The 24376-nt window shown below is 72.6% G+C and carries 23 protein-coding genes and 1 pseudogene; 7 read left to right on the top strand and 17 right to left on the bottom strand.

What is annotated here, in order from left to right:
• Positions 1-21: 21 nt before the first annotated feature.
• From QIT00_RS29045 to QIT00_RS29025, 5 genes are all read right to left on the bottom strand, one after another.
• On the bottom strand, positions 22-507 hold the full coding sequence (locus QIT00_RS29045) for a hypothetical protein (protein WP_282538398.1): 486 nt from the start codon (positions 505-507) through the stop codon (positions 22-24).
• A 255-nt stretch (positions 508-762) separates the two neighbouring features.
• Positions 763-1647 carry a geranyl diphosphate 2-C-methyltransferase gene (locus tag QIT00_RS29040; protein WP_408909877.1) on the bottom strand — a complete coding sequence of 295 codons (885 nt, stop codon included), beginning with the start codon at positions 1645-1647 and terminating at the stop codon, positions 763-765.
• A gap of 32 nt (positions 1648-1679) precedes the next feature.
• Positions 1680-2975, bottom strand: coding sequence for a family 2 encapsulin nanocompartment cargo protein terpene cyclase (locus tag QIT00_RS29035; RefSeq protein WP_282538396.1), 1296 nt, complete (start codon positions 2973-2975; stop codon positions 1680-1682).
• A 100-nt stretch (positions 2976-3075) separates the two neighbouring features.
• Entirely contained in the window at positions 3076-4488 is a 1413-nt protein-coding gene (locus QIT00_RS29030) for a family 2B encapsulin nanocompartment shell protein (protein ID WP_282538395.1), read from the bottom strand.
• Between the two features lie 493 nt (positions 4489-4981).
• Positions 4982-5347, bottom strand: a complete 366-nt coding sequence (locus QIT00_RS29025; protein ID WP_282538394.1) for a hypothetical protein — start codon at positions 5345-5347, stop codon at positions 4982-4984.
• Between the two features lie 130 nt (positions 5348-5477).
• On the opposite strand from QIT00_RS29025, the gene QIT00_RS29020 reads away from it, so the two are divergent.
• The 5 genes from QIT00_RS29020 (at position 5478) to QIT00_RS29000 (ending at position 9308) form a co-directional block, all read left to right on the top strand.
• Positions 5478-5681, top strand: a complete 204-nt coding sequence (locus QIT00_RS29020) for a SpoIIE family protein phosphatase (protein WP_282538429.1) — start codon at positions 5478-5480, stop codon at positions 5679-5681.
• Between the two features lie 234 nt (positions 5682-5915).
• The gene (locus QIT00_RS29015) at positions 5916-6425 is read left to right on the top strand and encodes a hypothetical protein (protein ID WP_282538393.1); all 510 of its coding nucleotides are present in this window, start codon (positions 5916-5918) and stop codon (positions 6423-6425) included.
• 84 nt (positions 6426-6509) lie between these two features.
• The gene (locus QIT00_RS29010; RefSeq protein WP_282538392.1) at positions 6510-7352 is read left to right on the top strand and encodes a DUF4097 family beta strand repeat-containing protein; all 843 of its coding nucleotides are present in this window, start codon (positions 6510-6512) and stop codon (positions 7350-7352) included.
• 58 nt (positions 7353-7410) lie between these two features.
• Positions 7411-8472: an ATP-binding cassette domain-containing protein gene (locus QIT00_RS29005; protein WP_282538391.1), complete on the top strand. Its 1062-nt coding sequence runs from the start codon at positions 7411-7413 to the stop codon at positions 8470-8472.
• A gap of 83 nt (positions 8473-8555) precedes the next feature.
• Positions 8556-9308: an ABC transporter permease gene (locus QIT00_RS29000; RefSeq protein WP_282538428.1), complete on the top strand. Its 753-nt coding sequence runs from the start codon at positions 8556-8558 to the stop codon at positions 9306-9308.
• Between the two features lie 274 nt (positions 9309-9582).
• Here the strand turns inward: QIT00_RS29000 and QIT00_RS28995 are convergent, their stop codons facing one another.
• From QIT00_RS28995 to QIT00_RS28950, 11 genes and pseudogenes are all read right to left on the bottom strand, one after another.
• Positions 9583-11121 carry an ABC transporter ATP-binding protein gene (locus QIT00_RS28995; protein WP_282538390.1) on the bottom strand — a complete coding sequence of 513 codons (1539 nt, stop codon included), beginning with the start codon at positions 11119-11121 and terminating at the stop codon, positions 9583-9585.
• A complete protein-coding gene (locus tag QIT00_RS39030) occupies positions 11118-11615 on the bottom strand; it encodes an ABC transporter permease subunit (protein WP_408909878.1) in 498 nt (165 codons plus the stop codon). The genes QIT00_RS28995 and QIT00_RS39030 overlap by 4 nt, the downstream gene beginning before the upstream one ends.
• Before the next feature lie 39 nt (positions 11616-11654).
• Positions 11655-11774, bottom strand: a pseudogene (locus QIT00_RS39025) (ABC transporter permease); the annotation flags it as partial.
• A gap of 152 nt (positions 11775-11926) precedes the next feature.
• On the bottom strand, positions 11927-12862 hold the full coding sequence (locus tag QIT00_RS28985; protein ID WP_282538427.1) for an ABC transporter permease: 936 nt from the start codon (positions 12860-12862) through the stop codon (positions 11927-11929).
• A gap of 272 nt (positions 12863-13134) precedes the next feature.
• Positions 13135-14718, bottom strand: coding sequence for an ABC transporter substrate-binding protein (locus QIT00_RS28980; RefSeq protein ID WP_282538388.1), 1584 nt, complete (start codon positions 14716-14718; stop codon positions 13135-13137).
• Positions 14719-14764: 46 nt separating this feature from the next.
• Entirely contained in the window at positions 14765-15559 is a 795-nt protein-coding gene (locus tag QIT00_RS28975) for a class I SAM-dependent DNA methyltransferase (protein ID WP_282538387.1), read from the bottom strand.
• Positions 15556-16830 (bottom strand): MFS transporter, encoded by a 1275-nt coding sequence (locus QIT00_RS28970; protein WP_282538386.1) that lies wholly within the window; start codon positions 16828-16830, stop codon positions 15556-15558. The genes QIT00_RS28975 and QIT00_RS28970 overlap by 4 nt, the downstream gene beginning before the upstream one ends.
• Entirely contained in the window at positions 16827-17876 is a 1050-nt protein-coding gene (locus tag QIT00_RS28965; protein WP_282538385.1) for a dipeptide epimerase, read from the bottom strand. Before QIT00_RS28965 ends, QIT00_RS28970 begins: the two co-directional genes overlap by 4 nt.
• The gene (locus tag QIT00_RS28960; RefSeq protein ID WP_282538384.1) at positions 17873-19081 is read right to left on the bottom strand and encodes a PLP-dependent cysteine synthase family protein; all 1209 of its coding nucleotides are present in this window, start codon (positions 19079-19081) and stop codon (positions 17873-17875) included. Before QIT00_RS28960 ends, QIT00_RS28965 begins: the two co-directional genes overlap by 4 nt.
• On the bottom strand, positions 19078-19920 hold the full coding sequence (locus QIT00_RS28955) for a Rossmann-like domain-containing protein (protein WP_282538383.1): 843 nt from the start codon (positions 19918-19920) through the stop codon (positions 19078-19080). Before QIT00_RS28955 ends, QIT00_RS28960 begins: the two co-directional genes overlap by 4 nt.
• Positions 19917-21176: an ATP-grasp domain-containing protein gene (locus tag QIT00_RS28950; protein ID WP_282538382.1), complete on the bottom strand. Its 1260-nt coding sequence runs from the start codon at positions 21174-21176 to the stop codon at positions 19917-19919. Before QIT00_RS28950 ends, QIT00_RS28955 begins: the two co-directional genes overlap by 4 nt.
• Positions 21177-21338: 162 nt before the next feature.
• Here QIT00_RS28950 and QIT00_RS28945 point away from each other — a divergent pair, with 162 nt between their 5' ends.
• Together QIT00_RS28945 and QIT00_RS28940 are read left to right on the top strand one after the other, a co-directional pair.
• Positions 21339-22847 (top strand): alpha/beta fold hydrolase, encoded by a 1509-nt coding sequence (locus QIT00_RS28945; RefSeq protein WP_282538381.1) that lies wholly within the window; start codon positions 21339-21341, stop codon positions 22845-22847.
• A gap of 65 nt (positions 22848-22912) precedes the next feature.
• Entirely contained in the window at positions 22913-23488 is a 576-nt protein-coding gene (locus QIT00_RS28940) for a GNAT family N-acetyltransferase (protein WP_282538380.1), read from the top strand.
• Here QIT00_RS28940 and QIT00_RS28935 read toward each other — a convergent pair.
• Complete coding sequence (locus QIT00_RS28935; RefSeq protein ID WP_282538379.1) at positions 23473-24327, bottom strand: LysR family transcriptional regulator; 855 nt, start codon at positions 24325-24327, stop codon at positions 23473-23475. The two genes, QIT00_RS28940 and QIT00_RS28935, sit on opposite strands and share 16 nt — an antisense overlap.
• Positions 24328-24376: the final 49 nt, after the last annotated feature.

The following is a 24376-nucleotide window of genomic DNA, read 5'->3' as shown; positions in this document are numbered from 1 at the left end:
CGCCCAAACGGCACAGAGCGATCAGCGAACAGCCAGCGGACGCTTCCCCCGCAGGTCCTCCGCGTCGTACGACCCGGACCTGTCGGCCAGCGTCAGCGTGAACGTCGAGTACACCTTCCGGCCGTCGACCGTCCTGGGGTCCGCGAGGCGGAGGGTCGCCTTCAGCGGCTTGTCCATGCAGGTGGAGAGGCACCAGCTGCCCGTGACCAGGCCCGCGCCGACGGCCCTGCGGGCGTCCCACCGCGCCCAGTCGACGTCGTGGACGCTGGTGAACTCGGACAGCACCAGGCGTTCGGGGCGGCGCCCGGTGCTGGTCGGTGCGGTCTCCTCGCCGGAACGCTGCACGACGTAGGGGGTCGCCGAGGACCGTTCGGCCCGGTCGGTCGTGCCCGGCGAGGCGTTCGCCGACTGGGGCGGTGCGAGCAGGGCGAGTCCGGCGACAGTGGCGAGTCCGGCCGTCAGGGCGGCGTTCGGCAGGGGCTTCCTGGGCATCGTGGTGCGGTTCATGCGGCGGCTCCGTACGCGTGGGGGGGGCGACGACTCGAAGGAGTGTGTGCTGGGTCTCTAAGTCGACATAGCGGGAGGAAAGTTATCGCGAACCCGCGCGGACACGATCCCGACCCGCCGTACCGGGCCCCTCGTACCGGGCCCCTCGTACCGGGCCCCTCGTACCGGGCCCTTCGTACGGAGAGCGCGCGACGGCGGCGGGGCGCGTGGGCCGCCGAGGCCGCACGCGCCCCGCCGCAGGGCTGTCCGCCGGTGTCAGACGCGGTCCGCCGCGATCAGCACGTACTGGAACGACCCGTCCCTGTACGCGTTGATGAACGCCTCCTCGATGCCCGTGACCAGGGACGACGTGGCCCGCAGCTCCCAGTACGGGAGGGTGTCGGGGGTGAGGTCGACGACGGCCTGCGGGACCAGGCGGTTGTCGGCCATGGCGCGCAGGTACTCGCGGCGCGAGTGGATGTTGCACTCGAAGTGCGCGTTGATCTGGGAGACCCACTTCGAGGGCTGGCCGTACCGCGGATTCCAGCACCCGGTGATGGTCACATAGCGGCCGCCGACCTTCAGGACGCGGGAGTGCTCGGCGAACAGGTCGTGCAGGTCGACGTACATGGTCGACTCGTTGTTCCACGAGGCCGCCGCCTGGCCCGTCTCCAGCGGCGTGGCCAGCATGTTGCAGACCCGGGCGCGCACCCGGTCCTCGATCCGGAGTTCACGGGCGCGGTTGTTGGCGAAATCGGCCTGCTTGGCCGACAGGGTGACGCCCTCGACCTTGCAGCCGAAGCGATGGTGCGCCATGACCATCGAGCCGCCGCGGCCGCAGCCGGCGTCGAGGAGTGTGTCGTCCCGGCCGATGTCCCCGAGGTGCCCGAGCAGGAGGTCGGCCTGCGCCGACTCAAGCCGGTGCAGTTCGGCGATCAGCTTCTTCTCGCTCTCGCTGTCCTCGGGGGCGCCGAGGGCGGCGTGGTCCACCGCACCGATGCCGTAGTGGTGGTGGTAGAGACCGTCGACATCGCCGAGCCGCAGGTTCACCGGCCGCGCCTCACCGTCCCAGTAGCGGGCGATGTCCCCCTGGTAGGGCGTCGCCGGGCCAGGGATGCGCGGAGTGCCGGTTGCGGTGGCGGTGAGTTCGGTGCTGGTCACAGATGAATCCATTTCTCTAACCGGAACTTCTCTTACCAGAAGTCGGGCAGGCTGTAGCGGTAGGTGTTGGTCCGGTGCCAGTAGTGGTTGCCGTCGACCCAGGTGGCCACGCCGCGCAGGAAGCGCAGCACACTCGGCACCGGGCAGGCCGCCGCCAGGGACGCGGCCTCGGTCTCGAAGGCGTGCATGAGCTCGTTGTGGACCTCGACCGACTTCAGGTACCCGTCCTGTTCGGACAGGTTCTCCCGTTCGGCGATCACCACGGGCAGGTTCAAGTGCAGCCCGGGCGTGCGGAGTTCCTTCGTGTACGAGTACAGGTCGTTGACGATCGTGGTCGCGTTGCCCGCGAGCGCGATGACCTTCTGCATCGCCTCCTGGGCGTGCAGGTCGGCCGGCAGTTCGTAGCCGCCGACGGTGTCGGTGATGGTCGGGCAGGGACGGAAGTTGTTGAACTGGCGCATCGCCAGGTACTCCCAGACCTCCGGGACCTTGTCCTCCTGCGCCCAGGCGGCCTCCGCGAGGTAGCCCATGTGCAGCCGCGCCATGTCGTGCCGGTACCGGTCGGCCTGGGCGGGGCTGCCCGCCTGGACGAAGTACTCCATGGCTGAGCGGTACGCGCGCCGGGGCGCGTCCGCGTGCAGCGACCGTGCCCACTGCGACTGGTACTCCCGCGTCGTGTAGAGGGGATCGAGCGCGGTGTGTGCGAGCAGCAGACGTTCACCGAGGCCGATCGGCGATCCGCCGTGGTCCTCGCAGTAGCAGTCGTCCACCGCGTTCTCGGCCACCATCAGGCGGGTGGCGATCATCAGGTGGTCGACGGTGGGCGCGTCCGGATGGCAGGCGACCATGTAACGGCCCACGGAGAAACCGTCGAAATCCTCCTCCCAGTCGTCGGGATACAGCGAAACCTCGTCCAGGGCCCAGGACTTGATCCGCCGACTGACCTCTTCGACCCGCACCGGATCGGGCTCGGGGACCGGGTGGAAGTAGAGCCCCGGAACGGGCCTCCCCTCCGCGGGGTCCGACGGTTCCGGCGCCGTCGGCGGTGCGCTGCGCGGCGTCAGGCGCAGGCCCTCCGTACCGAGACCGCTGGGCCCGGCGAGCACCCGTACGAGACCCGCGTCCGGAACCGGGGCGGGAGACGCCTCGGGCAGCGGCGGTACGGGCGGCTCGGCCGGGGCGGGAGGGGAAGGCACGGCGGGCCGGCCGCCGGTGACGGCCGTCATGTCGTGGACGCGGGCCGCCGCATCGGCGAGCACGTGCGCCCCGAAGCGTGACGCGGCGGCCGGCAGACTCGATGCCGGAGGGGTCGGCTCAGGCGCGGGCATCCGTAACTCCTTGGTGAGATGGGCACGGCCCGGGCCCGCGGGCGGTGCGACCGGTCCGGGCGGCGCCGGCCGCCGCACCGTTCCCGCGGGGCCCGGTCCGCTACCTGGACCAGTGGCCGATCTGCACGTTCTCCAGGACGCCGACCGCGTCCGGCACGAGGATGGCGGCGGAGTAGTAGGTGCTGACCAGGTACGACGTGATCGCCTGCTCGTTGATGCCCATGAACCGGACCGACAGGCCCGGCTCCAACTCGTCCGGCAGACCGGTCTGGTGCAGGCCGATGACGCCCTGGTTGTCCTCGCCGGTACGCATGCAGAGGATCGAGCTGGTGCGTTCCTTGGTGATGGGGATCTTGTTGCACGGCAGGATCGGCACCCCTCGCCAGGCCGGGACCTGCTGACCGCCCAGGTCGACGTGGTCCGGGTAGATCCCGCGCGCGTTGAACCCGCGCCCGATCGCCGCGATCGTCTTGGGATGCGCGAGGAAGAACTTGGAACCGCGCCGGCGGCTGAGCAGTTCGTCCAAGTCGTCCGGGGTGGGCGGTCCGGAGTGGGTCTGGAAGCGCTGCTTGAAGTCGGCGTTGTGGAGCAGGCCGAACTCCCGGTTGTTGACGAGCTCGTGCTCCTGGCGCTCCCGCAATGCCTCTACGGTGAGCCGGAGTTGCTCCTCCGTCTGGTTCATCGGGTGGTTGTAGAGGTCGGCCACCCTCGTGTGCACCCGCAGAATCGTCTGGGCGACCGAGAGTTCGTACTCGCGCGGCTTCAGCTCGTAGTCGACGAACGCGCTGGGCAGCTCGTGCTCGCCGGTGTGGCCGGCCGACATGGCGATCTCCGCCTCGCCGCGGTGGTTCTGCGGCCGTCCGGAACGCGACCTGAACTCCTCTACGTGGTCCCGCAGTTGGGGCGCCGAGGCGATGACCGCCGCGAAGTCCGTGCGGGACAGGGTCAGGAGGGTGCCGGAGGTCTCGGCGATCGCGGTGTGCTGCCAGCGGGCGTCGCCGTCGAGCAGCGCGTGCTCGCCGAACCGGTCGCCGTCGGCGAGTACGTCGAGGGCCACCTCGTCGTCGTAGCTGCCCTCGGAGGTCTGGCTGACGCGGCCGTGCGCGATCAGGTGGAGCTGTTCGGCGGGCGCACCGCGCACCACGAGCGTCTCGCCGCTGCCGAAGTCGCGCTGCACGCACCGGTCGGCGAGGGCCGTCAGCACGTCCACGTCGTCGAAGCCGCGCAGCAGGGCCAGTTCGCCCAGCTCGCGCGGGATCACCCGGACGTCGGCGCCGTCCTGGACGAACTCCACGCGTCCGTCTCCGACGGTGTAGCTGAGGCGGCGGTTCACCCGGTAGGCGCCGCCCTTCGTCTCCACCCAGGGGAGCATCCGCAGCAGCCAGCGGGAGGTGATCTCCTGCATCTGCGGGGCGGACTTGGTCGTCGTGGCGAGGTTGCGGGCAGCCGCCGTACCCAGGCTGCTTTGCCGAGGCGGCTCGAGGCGCGTTTCCGGGCTGGATTCGACAGTCATGTCGGACGAACTCTCCTTGTTCAAAGCGGAGTTGGCGCACGAGGGCGCCGCGGAGCGAAGAGGAGGGGAGGGGGAGGGGAGAGGGGGTGTGCGGGAGTGGGGCTTCGAGATCAGTGGGGCTTGGAGATCAGTGGGGCTTCGAGATCGCTGGGAACGCTAATGGCCGCTTCGCCCGCCCGGCCATGGCAAGTCGGGGACATTAACTCGAAGCGATGATCATGCTTGTCCGGTGTTTGCGCAGGTACCGATGAGATCCAGCCGGGTTCGCCGCCCAGGTCCGCGCTCACGGGCGGCGGATGCGCGGCCAGGTGGGGGGAATTCGGCCAGGACCGTGCTTTCCGCGCTTGACGTGGGGGCGCCCGGTTCCGCCGCGAACGAGCGCGGGGCCGCGGGGGCCGCGGGGGCCGCAGGGGCGGCCGGGTTCGGGGCAAACGCGTGCGGCGCCCGGGGGTCCGGGCGCCGCACGGTGTTCAGCGGTGGTGCTGCTCGATGCTCAGGGGTTGCACCGCGCGGGCCACGCCTGCCGGGACCACTTGACCCAGGGGCGCCACGACTCCAGGTTGTACGTCGGGTCGACGTTGATGACGTAGCCGCGCGGGTCCTGCATGACCCAGGGCTGGTACATCAGGTCCCGGCCCAGCCACGGGTCCGCGACCACCGGGTGCACGGACTCGGGAAGCGCCCGGTGGTCCACTTCCTGGACCAGGGTGTTCCCCTCCACCTCGTAGCACGTCGGTACGGCCCCTCCCTGCGCGGTCTTGGCCCACGGAGCGTTGAACCCGCCGAGGAACTCGCCCTTCGCTCCCGTGATCGCGACACTGCCGTCCTCCCGCTCGTCGAGCGAGGCCCCTTCGGGCACCTGGACGTCGTGCGCGTAGGACTCGGCGCCCGGCCGTGCTCGATGACGGTCGCGATCTGCGCCGAGCCGTCCGACTTGGCGACGGGAACGGTGGTGCTGCCGTCGCCGTGGCCGAACTCCCGCTGCCCGCCTGCCTACGGACGGGGTCATCGAGGCCCACGATCCCGCCGGGGCGCTCTATCCGCTCACCGAGCGCATCAGCGACTGGCACGTGAGCACCCCCGAGGATTTCCTCCGGCGACTTCGGCGCGATCTGATCGACCATGTCGGCGGACAGCTGCGGGACGACGTGGCGATGATCGCGATCAAGCGGTCTTCCGCCGCGGCCGTCTGACGGCTCCGAGGAGCCTTCACCGATGCACGGCGCCATGTGGCGTCGAGTGGCGCCAACGGGTGCCGTTCGGTGCCATCGGGTCGTCGAAGCAGTGCTCTGCCGAGTCTGGTGCCACCGATGGTGCGATTCTTCCGAGCTGGTTTTCGCAGGTCAGGGCAGCTGTAGGATGACGTGTGGCATGGATGTCACCGAAGGGGCTTGTGTTTGGCGCCATAGTGGTGCCACTATGACGTCATGAACTTGACCCCGTACGTCGACACCCTCCGCCGCGAACTCGCGGTGGCCGCCGAAGCCGGCGGGGACGGTGGGCGCGAGATCGCGGAGCGGCTGATGGCGCCGCTGGAGTCGGCCGCCCGGCTGACTCTGCTCGACGCGCTCTCCGCCGCCATGGACGAGATCACGCGTGAACTCGCCCCCGGTTCCGTCGACGTACGACTGCGCGGCCTCGACCCCGAGTTCGTCGTGGTGCTGCCGGACGGCGGTCGGGAGGAGACGGTCGCGGCGGTCCCGGCGGTCCCGGCGGTCGCCGGTGCCGACGAGGCCGCCACCGCCCGGGTCAATCTGCGGCTGTCTGCTCACCTCAAGGCGCGTGCCGAGGAGGCCGCGCGCCGCGACGGGCTCTCTGTCAACGCCTGGCTGGTCCGGGCCGTCTCCGCCGCGGTCGGCGGCGACGACCGGCCCCGGCCGCGTACGACCGACGCGGGCCGCGCCGTCGGAACGCATCACACGGGCTGGGTGCGCTAGCCGCACCCGCCGCCACCAGCACCTTCCGCAGCATCACCACAGCATTCCCACAGCACCCCGACGAGCCAAGAGGACGGCACAGCCATGCCTGCTTACGACACCCCCGCACCCCTCTCCGTCACCGCCCACATCAGCGCCGGCACCATCCACTTCCTCGCGGGCGACCGCACCGACACCGTCGTCGACGTCAAGGCCCGCGACCCGAAGCGGGACCTGGACGTACGGACCGCCGACCAGACCCAGGTCACGTACACGGGCGGCGGCCTGACCGTCAGGACGCCGAAGGCGAACAAGCTCGGCCGCACCGGCACCGTGGACGTCACGGTCGAACTGCCCGCGGGCTCAGGCATCGACGTGACCGGCGCCTGGACCCAGGTCCTCGGCGAAGGGCGGCTCGGTGACGTCCGCGTGAAGACCGCGACCGGCGACGTACGCCTCGACGCCACCGGCCCGCTGCGTCTGGACACGGCGCACGGATCGATCACCGTCGACCGCGTCGACGGCGCCGCCGAGATCAGCACCAGCTCCGGCAGCCTGCGCGTCGGCCTCGTCGAGGGCCCCGCTGTCCTGAAGAACTCGTACGGCACCACGCTCGTCGGCGCCGCGACCGGGCAGCTCACCGTGAGCGGCGCCAACGGCGACATCGACATCACGCGCGCCGAGGCCTCCGTCGCCGCCACCACCGCCCACGGCACCCTGCGCCTGGCGGAAGTGGCCCGCGGAACCGTCGAGTTGGAGACCGCCCACGGCTCCATCGAGATCGGCATCCGCAAGGGCACCGCCGCCTGGCTGGACGTCAACTCCCGCTCCGGGCACGTACGCAATCTGCTCACGTCGGCCGAGGGCCCCGACGACGCCGAGGAGACCGTCACTGTCCGCGCCCGCACCCGGCACGGCAACGTCGACGTCCGCCGCGCCAAGGCCTGACGCCTACGCCCGGAACCCGCGCCACCACCTCCACCACACCTTCCAACCGGGAGAGCCCATGCCTTCCTCAGCCATGCCCGCCACCGGGCGCCCCGTCGACGGCCACGCGCCGCTCGCCATCTCAGCCACCCGACTGCGCAAGTCGTACGGCGACAAGCTCGTCCTCGACGGCATCGACCTGCACATCCCCGCCGGGTCGGTCTTCGCCCTGCTCGGCCCCAACGGCGCCGGAAAGACCACCGCCGTCAAGATCCTCTCCACCCTCATCGCCGCCGACCCCGGCTCCGGCGCCCTGCACGTCGGCGGCCACGACCTGGCCGTCGACCCGCAGGCCGTGCGCGCCGCGATCGGCGTCACCGGACAGTTCTCCGCCGTCGACAACCTGATCACCGGCGAGGAGAACATGCTCCTCATGGCGGACCTGCACCACCTCCCGCGCCGCGAGGGCAGGCGCGTCGCCGCCGAACTCCTGGAGCGCTTCGACCTGGTGGAGGCCGCGTCGAAGCCCGCCTCCACCTACTCCGGCGGCATGAAGCGCCGCCTCGACATCGCCATGACGCTCGTCGGGAACCCGCGGATCATCTTCCTCGACGAGCCGACGACCGGCCTCGACCCCCGCTCCCGGCACAACATGTGGGCCATCATCCGCGGCCTCGTTGCCGACGGCGTCACCGTCCTGCTCACCACCCAGTACCTGGAAGAGGCCGACGAACTCGCCGACCGCATCGCCGTGTTGAGCGACGGCAGGATCGCCGCCGAAGGCAGTGCCGAAGAGCTGAAGCGGATCGTCCCGGGCGGGCACATCCGCCTCCGCTTCACCGACCCGGCCGCGTACCGCCACGCCGCCCTGGCCCTGGGCGAGTTCGGCCGGCACGACGAGTCGCTGTCGCTGCAGGCACCCTGCGACGGCAGCCAGCGCGAACTGCGGTCCCTCCTCGACCAGTTGGACGCCGTCGGCATCGAGGCGGACGAGCTGACCGTGCACACCCCTGACCTCGACGACGTGTTCTTCGCCCTCACCGGCACCGGCACCGGCACCGGCACCGGCACCGGCAGCGGCACCGGCACCGGCACCGGCACCCGCCTCCCCGACCAGCAGACCAAGGAGACCGTCCGATGAGTACGAGCATCACCACGCACCCCGTACAGCGTCCCGTTCAGCGCCCCACCCGACGCGCCCACGCCGTGCGCGACTCGGCCACCATGCTGCGCCGCAACCTGCTGCACGCCCGGCTCTACCCGTCCCTCACCCTGAACCTGCTGCTCACGCCCATCATGCTGTTGCTGCTCTTCGTCTATCTCTTCGGCGACGTGATGAGCGCCGGCATCGGCGGTGGCGGGGCGGACCGCGGCGAGTACATCGCGTACATCGTTCCGGGCATTCTGCTGATGACCATTGGCGGGACCGTGGTCGGCACCGCGGTGTCCGTGTCCAACGACATGACCGAGGGGATCATCGCCCGCTTCCGCACCATGGCGATCCACCGCGGCTCGGTGCTCATCGGGCACGTCGTCGGCAGCGTGCTGCAGGCGATCATGAGCGTGATCCTCGTCGGCGCTGTCGGCGTGGCCATCGGCTTCCGGTCCACGGACGCCACGGCCCTGGAGTGGCTGGCCGCGCTCGGCCTGCTCGTCCTGTTCGCCGTCTCCCTCACCTGGATCGCCGTCGGCATGGGCCTGATCAGCCCGAACGCGGAGGCGGCGAGCAACAACGCGCTGCCGATGATCCTGCTGCCGCTCTTCTCCAGCGCGTTCATCCCGATCAGCACGATGCCCGGCTGGTTCCAGCCGATCGCCGAGTACCAGCCGTTCACCCCGGCCATCGAGACCCTGCGGGGGTTGCTGCTCGGCACGGAGATCGGCCACAACGGCTGGCTGACGGTCGCCTGGAGCGTGGGTCTCGCGATCCTCGGCTACCTCTGGTCCACGGCGCGGTTCAACCGCGATCCACGGTAGACCGGGCAGGTCCGTCCAACTCGCCCGGCGGCAGGGCGGCGTACCCCGACCGTGTCGGTGGCGCGCCGCCCCGCGGGCGTCTCCCGACCGCGCACCGTTCCCGCGCCGGGAGGAGAATGGAGCCACGGCAAGCCCCGCGCACCCGCCCGGAGGAGAGCTGCCATCGGCGACGACCCGGACCGTGTGACCGCCCTGGACGACGCCCTCGACGCCCTGGCGCGGCGCTCCGTCGACGCCTCGGGCTCCGACGGCATGGAGTGGGAGTACCTGCTGGTCACCGCCCGGAAGGCGTGACGCCCACAGCCGCCTCCTTTCCCAACAGCGCTCTTGTGAACGGGTGTTGTGGACCAGTCAGAACAGTGCGGGTGCTGCCCTCCTCGACCGTCTCGCCCGCGTCGAGCACCGCGATCCGCGAGGTCAGCGCCGCCGTGTCCAGGTCGTGGGTGATCAGGACCAGACACAGTTCGCCGCGCTCGCGCCGGAGCGTGCCGAGTGCGTCGAGGAGGCCGCGCCGGGTGACCGTGTCGAGGCCCGAGGTGATCTCGTCGCAGATCAGCACCCTGGGCCGGGCCAGCAACGCTCGTGCCAGAGCGGCCCGTTGGAGCTCGCCGCCGGACAACCGGCCGGGGCGCCGCCGTACGACCTCCTCCGTCAGGCCCAGGCCCGCGAGGGTGGAGACCGCCTCTGCGAGGGCCGCGCCCCGGTCGAGGCCGCGCAGCCGTACCGCCGTACGGGCCACCTGGTCCAGGACCTGGCGGTGTTCGTCGAACGCGGCGCGGGCGTCCTGGAACACGTACTGGACGGCGGCGAGTTGCTCGCGGCCGCGGGCGCGCAGGCTGCGGGGCAGGGGCGAGCCGTCGAGCAGGAGCGTTCCGTCGTGGTGCCGGTGCAGCCCGGCCAGGCAGCGGGCCAGGGTGGTCTTGCCGCTGCCCGAGCGGCCGACGACCGCCAGGGACTCGCCCGTACGGAGGGTCAGGGCGGGGGCGCGCAGCACCGTCGTACGGCCATGGCGGGCCGTGAACGGGCTTGTCCGGAGGACCACTTCACCCTCGCCGTCGTCCGGCTCGACCGGCTCCACGGCGCCGTCCGCCGCCAGGAGAGCGGCCGTCCAGGGATGCCGTGGTGCCGACCAGAGGCGTGCGGCCGGGCCCGACTCGACCACCTTGCCCTCGCGCATCACGAGCACCTCGTCGGCCAACGCCCGCACCACGTCCAGGTCGTGGCTGAGCAGGACGACGGCGATGCCCGTCCGGCGCAGCGCCGCGAACCGCTCGACGACATGCCGTTTGGTGACGGCGTCCTGCCCGGTCGTCGGCTCGTCGGCCACCACCACGCGGGCGCCGAGCAGCAACGCCTGGGCCAGGACGACGCGTTGCTGCTGGCCGCCCGAGAGCTGATGCGGGTAGCGCGTCAACATCTCAGCCCCATCCGGCAGTTGGGCTGCCGCCAGGGCTTCCAGGACGCGCTCGCGGGCCGCTTCCCCGCGCTCGCGCCGCGGCAGGTGTCGCACCTGGGTGCGCGCGATGTCCCACAGCAGGGCGCCGACGCGGCGTACCGGGTTGAGGACCGCCCCCGGGTGCTGCGGGACATAGCCCACGAGCCCTTCCGGCGTGCGTACCTCACCGGTCACGCGGGCGCCGTGCGGGTACTCGCCGAGCAGGGCGAGCCCGGTCGTCGTCTTGCCGCTGCCGGACGCGCCGACCAGTGCGGTGACCGTGCCCGGCCGCACCCGCAGGCGCACTCCGTCGACGATCGCCCGGCCGCCGACCTCCACCCGCAGCCCGTCGATCTCCGCGACAGATTCCGTGTTCACTTCTGCCTCCTCTTCCGGTGGTCGAGCGCTGAGTCGACGAGCAGGTTGCCGCCCATCGTCAGCGCGACGATCAGCAGGGCGGGTACGACGACGGCCCACGGCTGCACGAACAGGCCGGTGCGGTTGCGGTCGACCATCACCGCCCAGTCGGCCGCGTCCGGTTCTACGCCCACGCCGAGGAACGCGGCCGTGGCCACCAGGTACAGGACGCCGGTGAAGCGGACACCCGCGTCGGCGGCGAGGGTGCGCGTCGCGGAGCGGCCGACGTACCCGACGGCCGTGCGCCACCACGACTCGCCCTGCATGCGCAGCGCCTCGACGGCCGGGCGTGCGGCGGCCTCCGCCGCCGTGGCGCGGACGATCCGGGCCGCGTCCGGGATGTTGACGAGGGCGACAAGCAGCGCGAGCCCCACCGCCCCCGGCGTGAACACGGCCGCGACAAGGAGGATCATCAGCAGCGACGGCACCGCGAGCAGCACGTCCAGGGGCCGCATCAGCAGCTCCTCAAGCCAGCCCCGGTGGGTGAGCGCACTCGCCAGGCCGAGCGGCAGCGCCACCACGTACGCGAGAACCGTCGCCGCCAGGGCGACCAGGACCACCGAACGGCCGCCGAGCAGCACCTGCCGCCAGACGTCGCGGCCGACGAAGTCGGTGCCGAGCCAGTGCCCGCCGCCCGCGGTGAACGAGGCGGCACGGGGCCCCGGTTCGCCCGCGAACAGCGGCCCGAGCAGAGCGAGCAGCAGCGGTACGCCGACGATCAGCACGCCGAGCAGGAAGCGTGAACCACCCTCTCTCGTACGGGACTTCACGCGGCCACCTCCCCGCGCGGCGCGAACCGGCGGGCCACGAGGTCCGCGCCGATGTTGAGCACGACGGTGACTACGCCGAAGACGACCGCGAGGCCCTGCACGACGGGAAGGTCGCGTTCGGCGACGGCGTTGATGAGTACGGTCCCGAGTCCGGGGATCACGAAGAGCGCCTCCACGACGATGACACCGGACAGCAACCAGTCGACGGTGCGGGCGAGTTGCTGGGTCGCCGGGGTGACGGCCGCGGGCAGGGCGTGCGCGTACCGGACGCGGGCGCCGGAGATGCCGTAGCGCCGGGCCTGGGCGACGTACGGCGAGGCGAGCGCGTCGATCATCCCGGCCCGCACGAGACGGGCGAGGGTGCACACCGGCCGGGAGAGCAGGACCAGGACGGGCAGGACGAGCGCGGCCGGATGGGCGAGCAGGTCCGTGCCGTATCCCACGGCGGTCGGCGGCAGCCAGCCGAGGCGGATCGCGAACACGGTGCTGAGCAGCACTCCGCAGGCGAACTCCGGTACGGCGTACAGCCCCAGCGTCGCCGAGCTGACAAGCCGGTCCGGCCACCTGCCCTCGTGCCGGGCGGCAAGCACGCCGAGGCCGACGCCGAGCGGGACGAGCAGCGCGACGGTCAGCGCGGCGAGCAGCAGCGTCGGCCCGAACCCGTCGGCGATGTACGTACTGACCGGCCGCCCCGAGGCGAGCGACGTACCGAAGTCGCCGTGGAGCAGGCCCGCCGCCCAGTCCGCGAGGCGCTCCACGGCGGGCCGGTCCAGGCCCATCGCCTCGCGGATCGCGGCGATCCGCGCCGGGTCGGGCTGGTCCCCGGCGAGCGCGACAGCGGCGTCGCCCGGCAGCGCCTCGGCGAGCGCGAAGACGAGCAGCACGACCGCCGCCGTCTGCGCCGCACCGAGCAGCAGCCGCCGGGCGAGGATGTGTCCGTAAAGTCCCGTCGTCCGCCCGGAGGGCGGGCCCTGCGGCGTCTGGTGCGTGCTCTCGGCGTGCCGGGCAGGCGCCCTCGTACTGGATGTACTTGGGCGTGTGCCCGGTGCGGCGAGTGGGGGTCCCCCCGGCCGGAGGCTGGGGGAGCGTGCCTGGGGGTACCTCCCGGCCGGAGGCTGGGGGAGTCGCGGGGCTGGGGGCACCTCCCGGCCGGAGGCTGGGGGAGGGACTTTACGGACGCGTCCTCGCCAGTGGCGCAGTCCGCTCACGCGAGCCACACCTTGTCGAAGCGTGCCCAGTCCAGGGAGTTGGCGGGCGCGTCCGTCTCGACGCCCCGGACGTTCTTCGCCGTGCCGAGGATCCAGTCCGCGAAGCCCCAGACCAGGAAGCCGCCCTCCGCGTACAGGCGGCGCTGCATCCGCTGGTAGACGGCCGCGCGCGCCTTCTTGTCCTTGGTGGACTGCGCCTGCTGGTAGAGGGCGTCGAAGTCCTGGTGCTTCCAGTGCGTGGCGTTGGTGGTGGAGCCGGTGAGCAGCCGCTGCGAGATGTGCGTCTCGATGGGCATCGCGCCCGAGCGGTACGAGCAGAGGGTGCCGCCGTCCAGGATGTCCTTCCAGTAGCTGTCCTTGCTGCCGGTCCTGACCTTGACCCTGACGCCCGCCTTGGCGGCCTGGTCGCGGAAGATCGAGGCGGCCTCGGTGAACCCGGCGGCGACCGGGGAGGTGTCGAGCGTGACCGTGAGGTCCTCGGCGCCGGCCTTCTTGAGCAGGGACTTCGCCCGGCCGAGGTCCTGCTCGCGCTGCGGGAGGCCGTCGGCGTAGTACTCGTACCCCTTGCCGAACAGGTCGTTGCCGATCTCGCCCGCGCCCGAGAGCGCGCCCGCGACCAGCTCCTTGCGGTCGGCGATGAGGAAGAACGCCTCGCGGACGCGCGGGTCGTCGAAGGGCTTGCGGTCGGTCTTCATCGCGAAGGACTGCATGGCGCTGTTACGGAGCCGGACGATCTCGATCCGCCCCGAGCGCTCATGGGTGCGGCCGGTGGTGGGGTTCAGTTCGTGGGCGTACTCGACCTGGCCGCCGAGCAGGGCGTTGATCCGCGCGGACTCCTCGTTGGCGACGACGATCTCCAGCTCGTCGAGGTGCGGGGCGCCCTCCCAGTAGTCCGGGCTGCGCTTGAAGACGGCGGACCTGCCGGGCGTGAAGGAGCCGTAGCGGAACGGGCCGCTGCCGACCGCCTTCCGGTCGAACTCCTCGGCGCCCTCCGGGACGATGTACGCGCCGAACGTGGCGAGGACGTTGGGGAATTCGGCGGTCGGCCGCTTCAGGACGAACTCGACGGTCCGCTCGTCCACGGCCCGGCTGGCCTTGAGGTCGATGGGCTCCAGGGACGCCTTCGCACGGAACGCCTTCTTCGGGTCGGCGATGCGACGGTAGCTGTAGAGCACGTCCTTCGCGGTGACGGGCCTGCCGTCGTGGAAGGCCGCCTTGCGCAGCGTGACCTTCCAGCGGTCGAGGCCCGCGTTGGGCTCCCAGCCGGAGGCCAGGCGCGGCTCGGCGGACAGGTCGGCGCCGTAGTCGGCGAGCTTGTCGAACAGGGCCTTGGCGCGGGCGACATCGGCGAACAGGTTGGCCAGATGCGGGTCGAGAGTCTCGCTCGCCCCGCCGCCCGCGAAGGCGGCGCGCAGCCGGCCGCCCTGCTTCGGCTTGCCGTCGCCCGCGCCGCCGGCCGCGGAGTCGGTGCCGGAGCCGCAGCCGGTCAGGGCGAGCGCGCCGAGCCCGGCGGCACCGGAGACGGCGAGGAAGCCTCTGCGGCGAAGGCCGGGGAAGCGGGGGTCGGGCGTGTGGTTCATGGTGATGTCCTTGTCGTGGGATACGCGAAGTGGCGTGTGTCGTACGTCAGTTGAGGCGGGCGACCAGGTGCGTCCGATCGGCGTCCGCGACCGAACCGGGAGCGTCGCCCTCGCGCCAGGCCGGTTCCGTGCGCGGCCCGGGGCCGTCGTGCAGGGCGAGCACCTCGAAGCCGTGCCCGGCCAGGACGTGCCGCAGCTCCTGCGGGAACAGCAGCCGCCAGGCGGAGCGCTGCTCGACCGGCTCCGAACCGTCGTCGGCGGTCCACACCCGGGTGCGGCGCAGGAGCTGTGCGGTGCGGTCGACGGACAGGGTGGTGGTGGACTCGTACGCGACGCCCTGCCACGTGAAGCCGTTGACCCGCGGGGCGTCGAGGAGTTCCGTACGGCCGAGGAAGAACGCGCCGTTGCGCATCTCCGCGACGAGGAGCCCGCCGGGCGCGAGGCTGCGGCGCACCGAGGCGAGGAAGCCGTCGAGCTCGCCGTTGGTGTGGCAGTAGAGCAGGGCGCTGTCCAGGCACACCACCGCGTCGAACTCCCTCCCAGGAAGGGTGAATCGGCGCAGGTCCGCGTGCAGATACTCCGGCCCGGCGTGCTGGACGCGGGCGTACGCGAGCATCGCCTCGGAGAGGTCGGCGCCGGTGACCGTGCGGCCCGCGCCGTGCAGGTGGGCGGCGTCCCGCCCGGTGCCGCAGCCCAGGTCGAGGACGCGGGGCCCCGAGCCGTACCGGCGCAGACAGTCCTCGGCCCAGCGCCCGGCGAGCCGCTCGGGGTCGGGGAACCGGGCCTCGTACAGCGCCGGGTTGTCGGTCAGGAGGTTCTCGGTGCTCGTACGGGGAGTCATGTGCGGCTCGCTCCTGGTGTGGCCGTCGCGGGTTCGGTGGGGGAGGGCAGCGCCCGGCGGCGGTGCAGCCAGGCCACCGCGGCGGCGGAGGTGAGGCCGAAGGCCAGACAGCACACCCAGGGCAGCCAGCCCAGGCCGGTGCGCGTGCCGGTGTCCATGGCCCAGCCGACGACCGTGTTGCCTACGGCGGCCGCGACGCCCGACACCACGTAGAACAGGCCGAAGTACGTGCCGGTCAGCTCGGGGCGGCCGAAGCCCGGGATCAGCTCCATCACGAAGGGCTGGGCGATCATCACGCCGAGGTAGAGCAGCAGGGCCCCGGCGAGCACGGGCAGCGCGCGCAGGGCCGCGTCCAGGAGCCCGTCCGGGGCGCCGTCGTACAGCGTCACCGCCAGTGGAGGCACGAAGGACAGCCCCATCAGCGCGACCCCGGCACTGATCCAACGAGCCCTGCTGCCACGGGACTTGAGCACCCGCGTGAGGCGCAGTTGCAGCCAGAGGTTGGTGAGGGTGCCGACGAGGAACACGATGCCCGCCGCGCCGTCCCAGCCGGTAGCGCGGCGGGCGCCGTCCGGGAGCAGCAGATACAGCTGGTTCTCCATGGTGAACAGGCCGACCATGGCGAGCGCGAACGCCACGAAGCGCCGGTTGCCCACGACCTCCCGCCAGTCCGCGACGACACTGTTCCCACTGGCCGCGACCTTGCGTGCCGGGAGTACGAGCGCCTGCGCGACGGTGAGGACGGCGAAGATCCCGGCGGCGGTGAGCGCGGAGGTCCGGAAGTCGACGAGCAGCAGCGCACTGCCGAGCAGTGGTCCGATCAGCGCCCCGGTGGTGGCGAACACGTTGAACAGCGCGAACGCCTCCGCCTTCCGCTCGCCCGCCTCCAGGGCGAGATAGGCGCGGACGGCCGGGTTGAACAGTGCCCCGGCCAAGCCGCTGAGCACGGACGCGGCGAGCAGGACGGGCAGCCCGTCGCCGAGCGCGAACAGCCCGAAGCCGACGGTGCGCAGGGCGCACCCGGCGATGATGACCCCGCGCGCCCCGAGCCGGTCCGCGGCCGAACCGCCGATGAGGAACAGGCCCTGCTGGCTGAGGTTGCGCACGCCGAGCACGATCCCGACGACAGCCGCCGAGAGGCCGAGGTCGTCGCCGAGGTGCAGGGCGAGATAGGGGACGAGGAGATAGAAGCCGGTGTTGACGCCGAGCTGGTTGACCAGGAGGAGCCGGATCGCGAGCGGGAACCCGCGCATCTCGCGCAAGGTGTTCACGCCCGCACCCCCGCACGCGGCCGCACGCCAAGTCCCGTACCGGCAGGGGCGGTTACGGTCCCGTCGGCGCCGCCGATGCCCGTCCACGGGTCGTCCGCGAGCAGCAGATGCCCGTCGAGGTCGACCCAGCGGGCCCGGTCCACGAGGTGCACGGCCGGTGCGATGCCGAGGGTGCTGGCGGTCAGGCAGCCCAGCATCAGCGCGGTGCCGGTGCCCTCGACCAGCTCGGCGATCCGCAGCGCCGCGCTCACGCCACCGCACTTGGCGAGCTTGACGTTGATGCCGCGCACGCGTCCCGCAAGCCGCCGGACATCTTCAAAATCCACGGCGTCCTCGTCCGCGATCACGGGCAGCGGCGAGGCCTCGGCGAGCCGGGCCAGCTCGTCGGGGGTGCCGGGCGGCAGCGGCTGCTCGACGGCCTCCACGCCCAACTCGACGAATCGGGGCAGGAGTTGGAAGGCGGTGGCGAAGCTCCAGGCCCCGTTGGGGTCGAGCAGCAGCCGTGCCTCGGGTGCGGCGTTCCGTACGGCCCGTACGCGCGCCAGGTCGTCGGCGGGGTCCGGGGTGCCGGACTTCACCTTGAGGACGGAGAACCCGGCGCCCACCAGCTCGGCGGCCTGGCTCGCGGCGGCCTCCGGTGTGCTGATGCCGAGGGTGCGGGCGGTGGCGGCGGAAGGGCGGGCCGAGGCGGCGCCGAGGAGGCGGTGGACGGGAAGGCCCGCGCGCTTGCCGACCAGGTCGAGCAGCGCGGACTCCACGGCGGCCGTCACACTCGGCGGAACGCCGGGCCGACCGCTCTCACGCAGGGCTTCGAGGGCGCTCTCGGGACCGGCGAATCCGCTCAACCACTTACTGTTGTCGTGCAGTTGGCGTTCGAGTGCGGCGGCGTCGAGCCCGTAGTAGACACTGCTGACGGCCTCGCCGTGGCCGTACAGACCGTCGTGCTCGACGGTCAGCCAGACGGCGTCGCGGGCGGCCATGGTGGAGCGGGATATTCGCAGGGGTTCGGTGAGCTGGAGGCGCACGGTGCGCAGACTGGACTTCACTGGTGTTCTTCCACTGGGGTGCTGGGGCCGGGCACGTGTGTGCCGGGCGGACTGCCGGGGCCGGGCACGTGTATGCCGGCCGGACTGCCGTGGCCTGCCGAACGACCGCCGAGGGCCGGGGCGGCGAGCGGGTCGGTGACGGTGCGGCACCGGACCCAGCCGGTGGCCTCCACGGCGTGAGGTGAGGGGATCTCCATCGGGCGTACGGCGGCGGTGGCGCGGTCGATGCCGTGCGCGGCGGCGAAGTCGTCGTCGTACACGCTGTTCAGGTAGCGGTGCGGACCGTCCGGGAAGACCGTCGCGACCACCGCTCCCGGATGGACGCGGGCCGCCCAGGCGGCGACGAGCGCGGCCGCCCCGGTGCTCCAGCCACCGCTGACGAACGCACCGGAGGCAAGCCGGCGGCAGGCGTCGGCGGCCTCGGCCGGGCCCACCCAGTGCACCTCGTCGAACGCGTCGTAGGCGACGTTGCGCGGATGGATGGAGCTGCCCAGGCCGCGCATCAGGCGCGGGCGCTGGGGCTGGCCGAAGATCGTCGAGCCGGTGGCGTCCACGCCGATCAGGCGCAGGCGCGGCCAGTGCCGCCGCAGCGGACCGATGACGCCCGCACTGTGCCCGCCGGTGCCGACACTGCACACCAGGACGTCCAAGTGGTCCAGCTGTGCGGCGAGTTCGGCGGCGAGCGAGGCGTAACCCGCGGTGTTGTCCGGGTTGTTGTACTGGTCCGGCCAGTACGCGTCCGGGAGCTGCGTGAGCAGGGCGCGCAGCCGGGCAAGCCGCGCCGCCTGCCAGCCGCCCTCGGCCTCCGGCCGGTCGACGATCTCGACCCGGGCGCCGTGCGCGCGCAGCAACTGCCGCATGGACGGCTCCAGTTCGGCATCGCCGACGAGCACGATCGGATGGCCGAGCGCCTGCCCGGCGAAGGCCAGACCGACGCCGAGCGTCCCCGATGTGGACTCCACCACCGGCGCGCCGGGCCGCAGCTCGCCCCGCTCACGGGCGCCGAGCAGCATCGACACGGCCGCCCGCGCCTTCATGCCGCCCGCGCCGAGCCCTTCGAGCTTCGCCCAGAAGCCGGGCTGCGGACACGGCAGATCGACGCCGACGTGCGCGAGCGGGGTGCCGCCGAGCAGCCGGAGCAACTCCCGGTTGCCCGGCGGGTGTTGGAGGGCAGGCGTGGGGTGCGCGGTCGTCAGGGCGGTCATCGGCCCGCTCCGTAGCGGTGCACGGTGCCCGGCCCGCCGTCCAGCCAGAAGAACGGATACGGCTCGGCGCAGACCGCGCTCACACCGGAGCCGATCAGCCGGGGGAGTACCGCGCTCCCGGTCTGCGCGAACATCACGAGTTGCCTGCCGTGCCGCCGCGCATGCTGCCGCAGCGGTTCGAAACTGCCGTTGCCGAGCGTCATCCCGGACGCGAGCACCACGTCACAGCCCTCCAGCTCGGCGAGCGCGTCGGTACGGACGGGCTCGCCCCACTCGGTCGTACCGCCCTTCAGATCACACGGCACATACGCGAGACCGCGCGCCCGCAGCGCTTCGAGCAGTGAGTTGACGACGCCCACCACGAGCACGGTCGCCCCCGGCTCGGCGTCGATCAGCTCCACCACACCCCGCGCCCGCGCCCGCGACTTCTCCAGCGAGCTGCCGGCGGGCAGGGCGAAGGGCCGCGCACCGTTCCCGGGACCGTGCGGCCAGGCGCGCATCAGATACGCGTCGAGCGCCGCCACCCGCACCGAAAGGTCCGCGTGGCCGAGGAGTTGGGCGATGTCCGCCCCGACGCACTCCTCCACCGCGCCGTCGGACAGCGCACCCGGCTCGACCGCGCAGGACCCGACGGCCTCGCCCAGGCGCAGGCTGAGCACCTCGTTGCGGTACCCGCCGCCGCGCCCCTCGTGGCGTACGGCCTGCCGTGTGGTGAACGCCACCGAGACCCGCTGGGCACTCGGGTCGGGCCCGAACTCCCCGCGCAGCACGCCCGCGACGAGATCCTCGTACGACGAGGCGGTGGACCGTATGCGCGGGACATCGGTGATCGTGCTCATCGGGCGGCCTCCACCTGCAAAGAGAGCGCGGCGAGCAGCGCCTCGACGCGGCTCCGTGCGCCGGGCCCGTCCGCGTCTCCTGCCATGACGTGCCCCAGGTACTCGTTGTTGCTGCCCGCGGCCTTCACCGCCTTGCCCGCCTCGGCGAGCTGAAGCTCCAACAGGCCCTCGGCGCCCCGCACTTGGTCCGCCCCCTCGACCGCCGTCAGCGTCCCCGCCGCCTGCGGTACGAGGAAGCCGATCGCGGCGCTGCTCAGCCCCGTCGTCCTGCGTTCCAGGTCGGGTGCGCGGCCGAGCGCGACGTCCACCGCGGCCGCGGCGAGGTCGATGGCGGTGACGTGCCGGACGAGTTCGGTGATGCGGTTGCCCGCGGGCCGGGGGTTGACCTCCACGACGCGCGGGCCCGCGGCGGTCAGCTTGATCTCGGTGTGCGCCACGACCTCGTCGAGGCCGAGCGCCTTCAGGGCCGCGCAGGCCGTCTCCGCGGCGGCCTCGGCGTCCGCCGTCGCGAGCGCCGCGGGGAACATGTGCCCCGTCTCGATGAACGCGGGCGCCCCGCTCACGCTCTTGTCGGTGACACCGACGACGCGCGCGGAACCGCCGTACGACACGGTCTCGACGCTCACCTCCGGCCCGTCGAGCAGCTCCTCCAGGAGGACGACGGGGTCGCGGCGCTGGCCGCGGGCGTTGACCGGGAAGTCGGCGAGCGCCCGGTGGGCGCGGGCCAGCTCCGCCTCGTCGTCCACCCGGCGGACGAACATCCCCGCGCACAGGTCGACGGGCTTGAGGACCAGCGGGAAGCCGAGCTCACGCGCCGCGTCGGCGGCCTCGGCCAGGCTCCCGCACAGCGCGAACCGCGGCCCCGGCACCCCGGCGTCGGCCAGGACCCGGCGCGTCATGTCCTTGCGGCAGGCGCTCGCGACGGACTCCGCCGTGGGGCCGGGAAGGCCGAGCCGGTCGGCGATCCGGGCGGCCGTGGGGAGGTAGTAGTCGCACGACGTGATCACCCCGTCGAAGCGCAGCGCGTCGTGGGCCCGCTCGACGAAGGGCAGCAGCGCCTCGGTGTCGTTGGTCTCGGCGGTCAGCAGGTGGCGCGCCCCGAGCAGCGGGTGCGCGGTGCCCTCGGGGGCCGAGCGCAGGTAGTGGTGCAGCTCCCGCGTGAGGAACGTGAACTCGTGACCGGCCTCACGGACGGCCCGAGGCAGCAGTCTGCTCATCGATCCCACCCAGCTCTCGATCATCAGCAGATGTGCCACAACGTCCCCTTTTCACCGCGTGATTGAGCATGACGGCCCTGTGCGCGACGGCACTCGTCCGGCCCGTCGGCTTGACCGAGAGGGACCTTATCGACAATCGTTTTCATTGTCATCTGCTGCCGCCACCTCGGCGGCGCCCCCCTTCCCGGAAACGCGAGACCCGTGCCCCCTGCCGTACGCCCCGGCCGCAGCGTGCTCTGCGCCGCCACCGCCCTCACCGCCGCCTTCGCCACGCTCGCTCCGGCACCACCGGCCCGAGCCGCTCAGGCCGCTCCCGCCCTCCGCTTCGGCGCCTGCCCGGACTCGGTCCCCGCGCCGCCCGCGCCGGACCGCGTCGAATGCGGCGCACTCGACGTGCCCCTCGACTGGAGCGAGCCGCACGGCAAGCGCATACGCATCGCCGTCTCCCGCGTCCCCGCCTCCGGAACCCCCGCCGAACGGCGCGGCGCGCTGCTCGTCAACCCCGGCGGACCGGGCGGCTCCGGACTGCCGTACGCGGTGACGAAGCGGGCGAAACTCCCCGAGAGCGTGCGCCGCGCGTACGACGTCATCGGATTCGACCCGCGCGGCACCAGGCACAGCGCCCCCGCCGACTGCGGCCCCATGGGCGGCCTCTTCGACAGCCCGGCCGCCGACCCGGTACCGGTCGGCGCGGCAGCCGAGTCCGCGTACCTGGACTCCCTCGACCGCATGGCCGACGACTGCGCAGCCGGAGTCGGCGAGGCCCTGCCGCACCTGTCGACCACCGCGACCGCCCGCGACATGGACGCCATCCGCGCCGCGCTCGGCGAACGCCGCACGCACTTCCTCGGCGTCTCCTACGGCAGCTACCTCGGCGCCGCCTACGCCCACCGATTCCCGCACCGCGTCGGCCGGATGGTGCTCGACAGCGTGGTCGGACCGTGGTCCTGGTACGACTTCGACGTCCGGCAGAGCCGTGAACTCCTGCGCCAGCGCGCGGTGTTCTTCGCCTGGACCGCCCGGCACGCGTCCCGCTTCGGCCTCGGCGACGACCCGGCCGACGTACGCGACGCCTACGAGCGCACCCGCCGAGGACTCGGGGAATCTCCCCAACACGGCTTCGGCGCAGCCGAGTTCGACCGCGCCGTGTACCGCGCGCTCGGCCGCACCGAACGCTGGGAGCCGCTCGCCGACGGCATCCGCACCTATCTGCGGGACGGCGACGTCACTGGGCTGCGCCCGTCGGAGCCGCACGACAGCCCCGAGTCACGCACCTTCGAGGCCGCCAACCGCACCGTGAAGTGCGCCGACGGGCCCGGCCCCACGCCCGACCGGATCCTCGCGGACATCCGCGCCACCCGCCGCGCCGACCCGCTGCCCGTGCTGACCGGCATGGAGGCATCCACCTGCGCGTACTGGCACCACGAGCCGGCCGCGCGCACCCCGCTCGGCAGCCCCGAGGCCCCGCCCGTACTCCTCGTCGCCTCCGCACACGACCCCGTCACCCCGATCGAAGGCGCCCGCCAACTCGCCCACCGGCTCCCGGGATCGCGCCTGATCACCCTCCACGACGACTACTCGCACGGCGTGTTCGCCAGCCGCGGCAACGCCTGTGTGGACGAGACGACGGCCGCGTACCTCGTCGACGGAACCGTGCCGGACCAGCCCGTGCACTGCACCGGACCGGGACTCCCCGAACCGACCCCCTGACCCCCCTGAACCTCTGACCCTCTGATCCCCTTCAAGCCCCGCCACGACCTACCCGGAGACCAGCCATGGGCCACCCCCTGCCCCCGACGTACACGATCCGCCCCGCCACCCCGGACGACCTGCCGGACGCGCGCCGCCTGATGCTCGACACCTTCTACCGGGACTTCGGCTACGGCTACGTCCCCGCCTGGCACCGCGACGTCATCGACCTCGCGCAGACCTATCTGGACGAGCCGCGCCACCTGCTCCTGGTCGCGCTGCACGAGGGGAACGTGGTGGCGACGACGGGCGTACGGTCCGCCGGCCCCGCCCACCCGCCGCACCCCCGATGGCTCGCCGAGCGCTACCCCTGCGGCACGACCGCACAGCTCGTGCGGGTCTACGTCCATCCGGAACACCGGCGGCACGGCCTCGCGCGGACGCTGGTGCGACAGGCCTGCGCGTTCGCCGCGACGACCCCCGGCTACGACTGCGTCTACCTGCACACCAACGTCAACGCCCCCGGCGCGGAAGGCTTCTGGCGCAGCCTGGCGAAGGAGGTCTTCGACGCCCGCACGACCGGCGAGCACGGCCCCGGGGTGGGGACGGTGCACTTCGAGATCCCGCTGCCCCAGGCGGGAGGAGCTCAGCCCTTGCGGTAGAGGCTCGTGAGGAGTTCGACCGCCGCCTGCGTCGCCGGGTGCGCGTCGTCCCGGCACCAGGCGAGGCGTACGGCGATGGGTTCGGCGTCGCGGACCGGACGGTAGACGATGCCGCGGCGGGCGTACTGGTGCGCGGTGGCCTCGGCGGTCATGCCGACGCAGCGGCCGCTGGAGATCACCGTCAGCCAGTCGTCCACGTCGTGCGTGTCCTCGGTCCGGGGGCGGGCGCCCTGCGGCCAGAGTTCGGCGGTCGTGGTGCCCGTGCGCCGGTCGACGAGGATGGTGCGCCCTTCGAGGTCGGCGAGGCGGACCGAGCGGCGCCGGGCCAGCGGGTCGTCACCGGGCAGGGCGCACAGCCTGCGTTCCAGGCCGACGATCGCGGAGTCGAACCGCCGCTCCTCCAGCGGCCTGCGCACCACCGCCAGATCGCAGGCGCCCTCGGCGAGCCCCGCGGTCGCGGAGTTGACCCGGACCAGGCGCAGCTCCGTACCGGGGTGGGCCTGGGCCCAGCGGCGCTGGAACGCGGCGGTGTGCTTGCCGAGGGCCGACCAGGCGTACCCGACCCGCAGGAGCGTATGGCCCGAGGTGGCCTCCTCGACCAGCGCCTCCGCCTCCCCGAGCACCCGCCGGGCCTGCGCCACCACCCGCAGCCCGGTCGCGGTCGGCGCCACCTCGCGGGAGGTGCGCCGGAGCAGCCGTACGCCCAGGGCGCGTTCGAGCGAGGCGAGCGTACGGGACACGGCCGCCTGGGAGACGCCGAGGGCGATGGCGGCGTCCGTGAAGCTGCCCTCGTCGACGATCGCGACGAGACAGCGCAGCTGCCGCAGTTCCAGATCCATAACTCCATCGTATAGATGACCCATGGGGCGCATTTTGCGTATGGCTGGG

Source organism: Streptomyces luteolus (assembly GCF_029968015.1).
Taxonomy (GTDB): Bacteria; Actinomycetota; Actinomycetes; order Streptomycetales; family Streptomycetaceae; genus Streptomyces; species Streptomyces luteolus.
The sequence above is the reverse complement of the archived record's forward strand: the minus strand, read 5'-3'. Positions and strand labels throughout refer to the sequence as shown.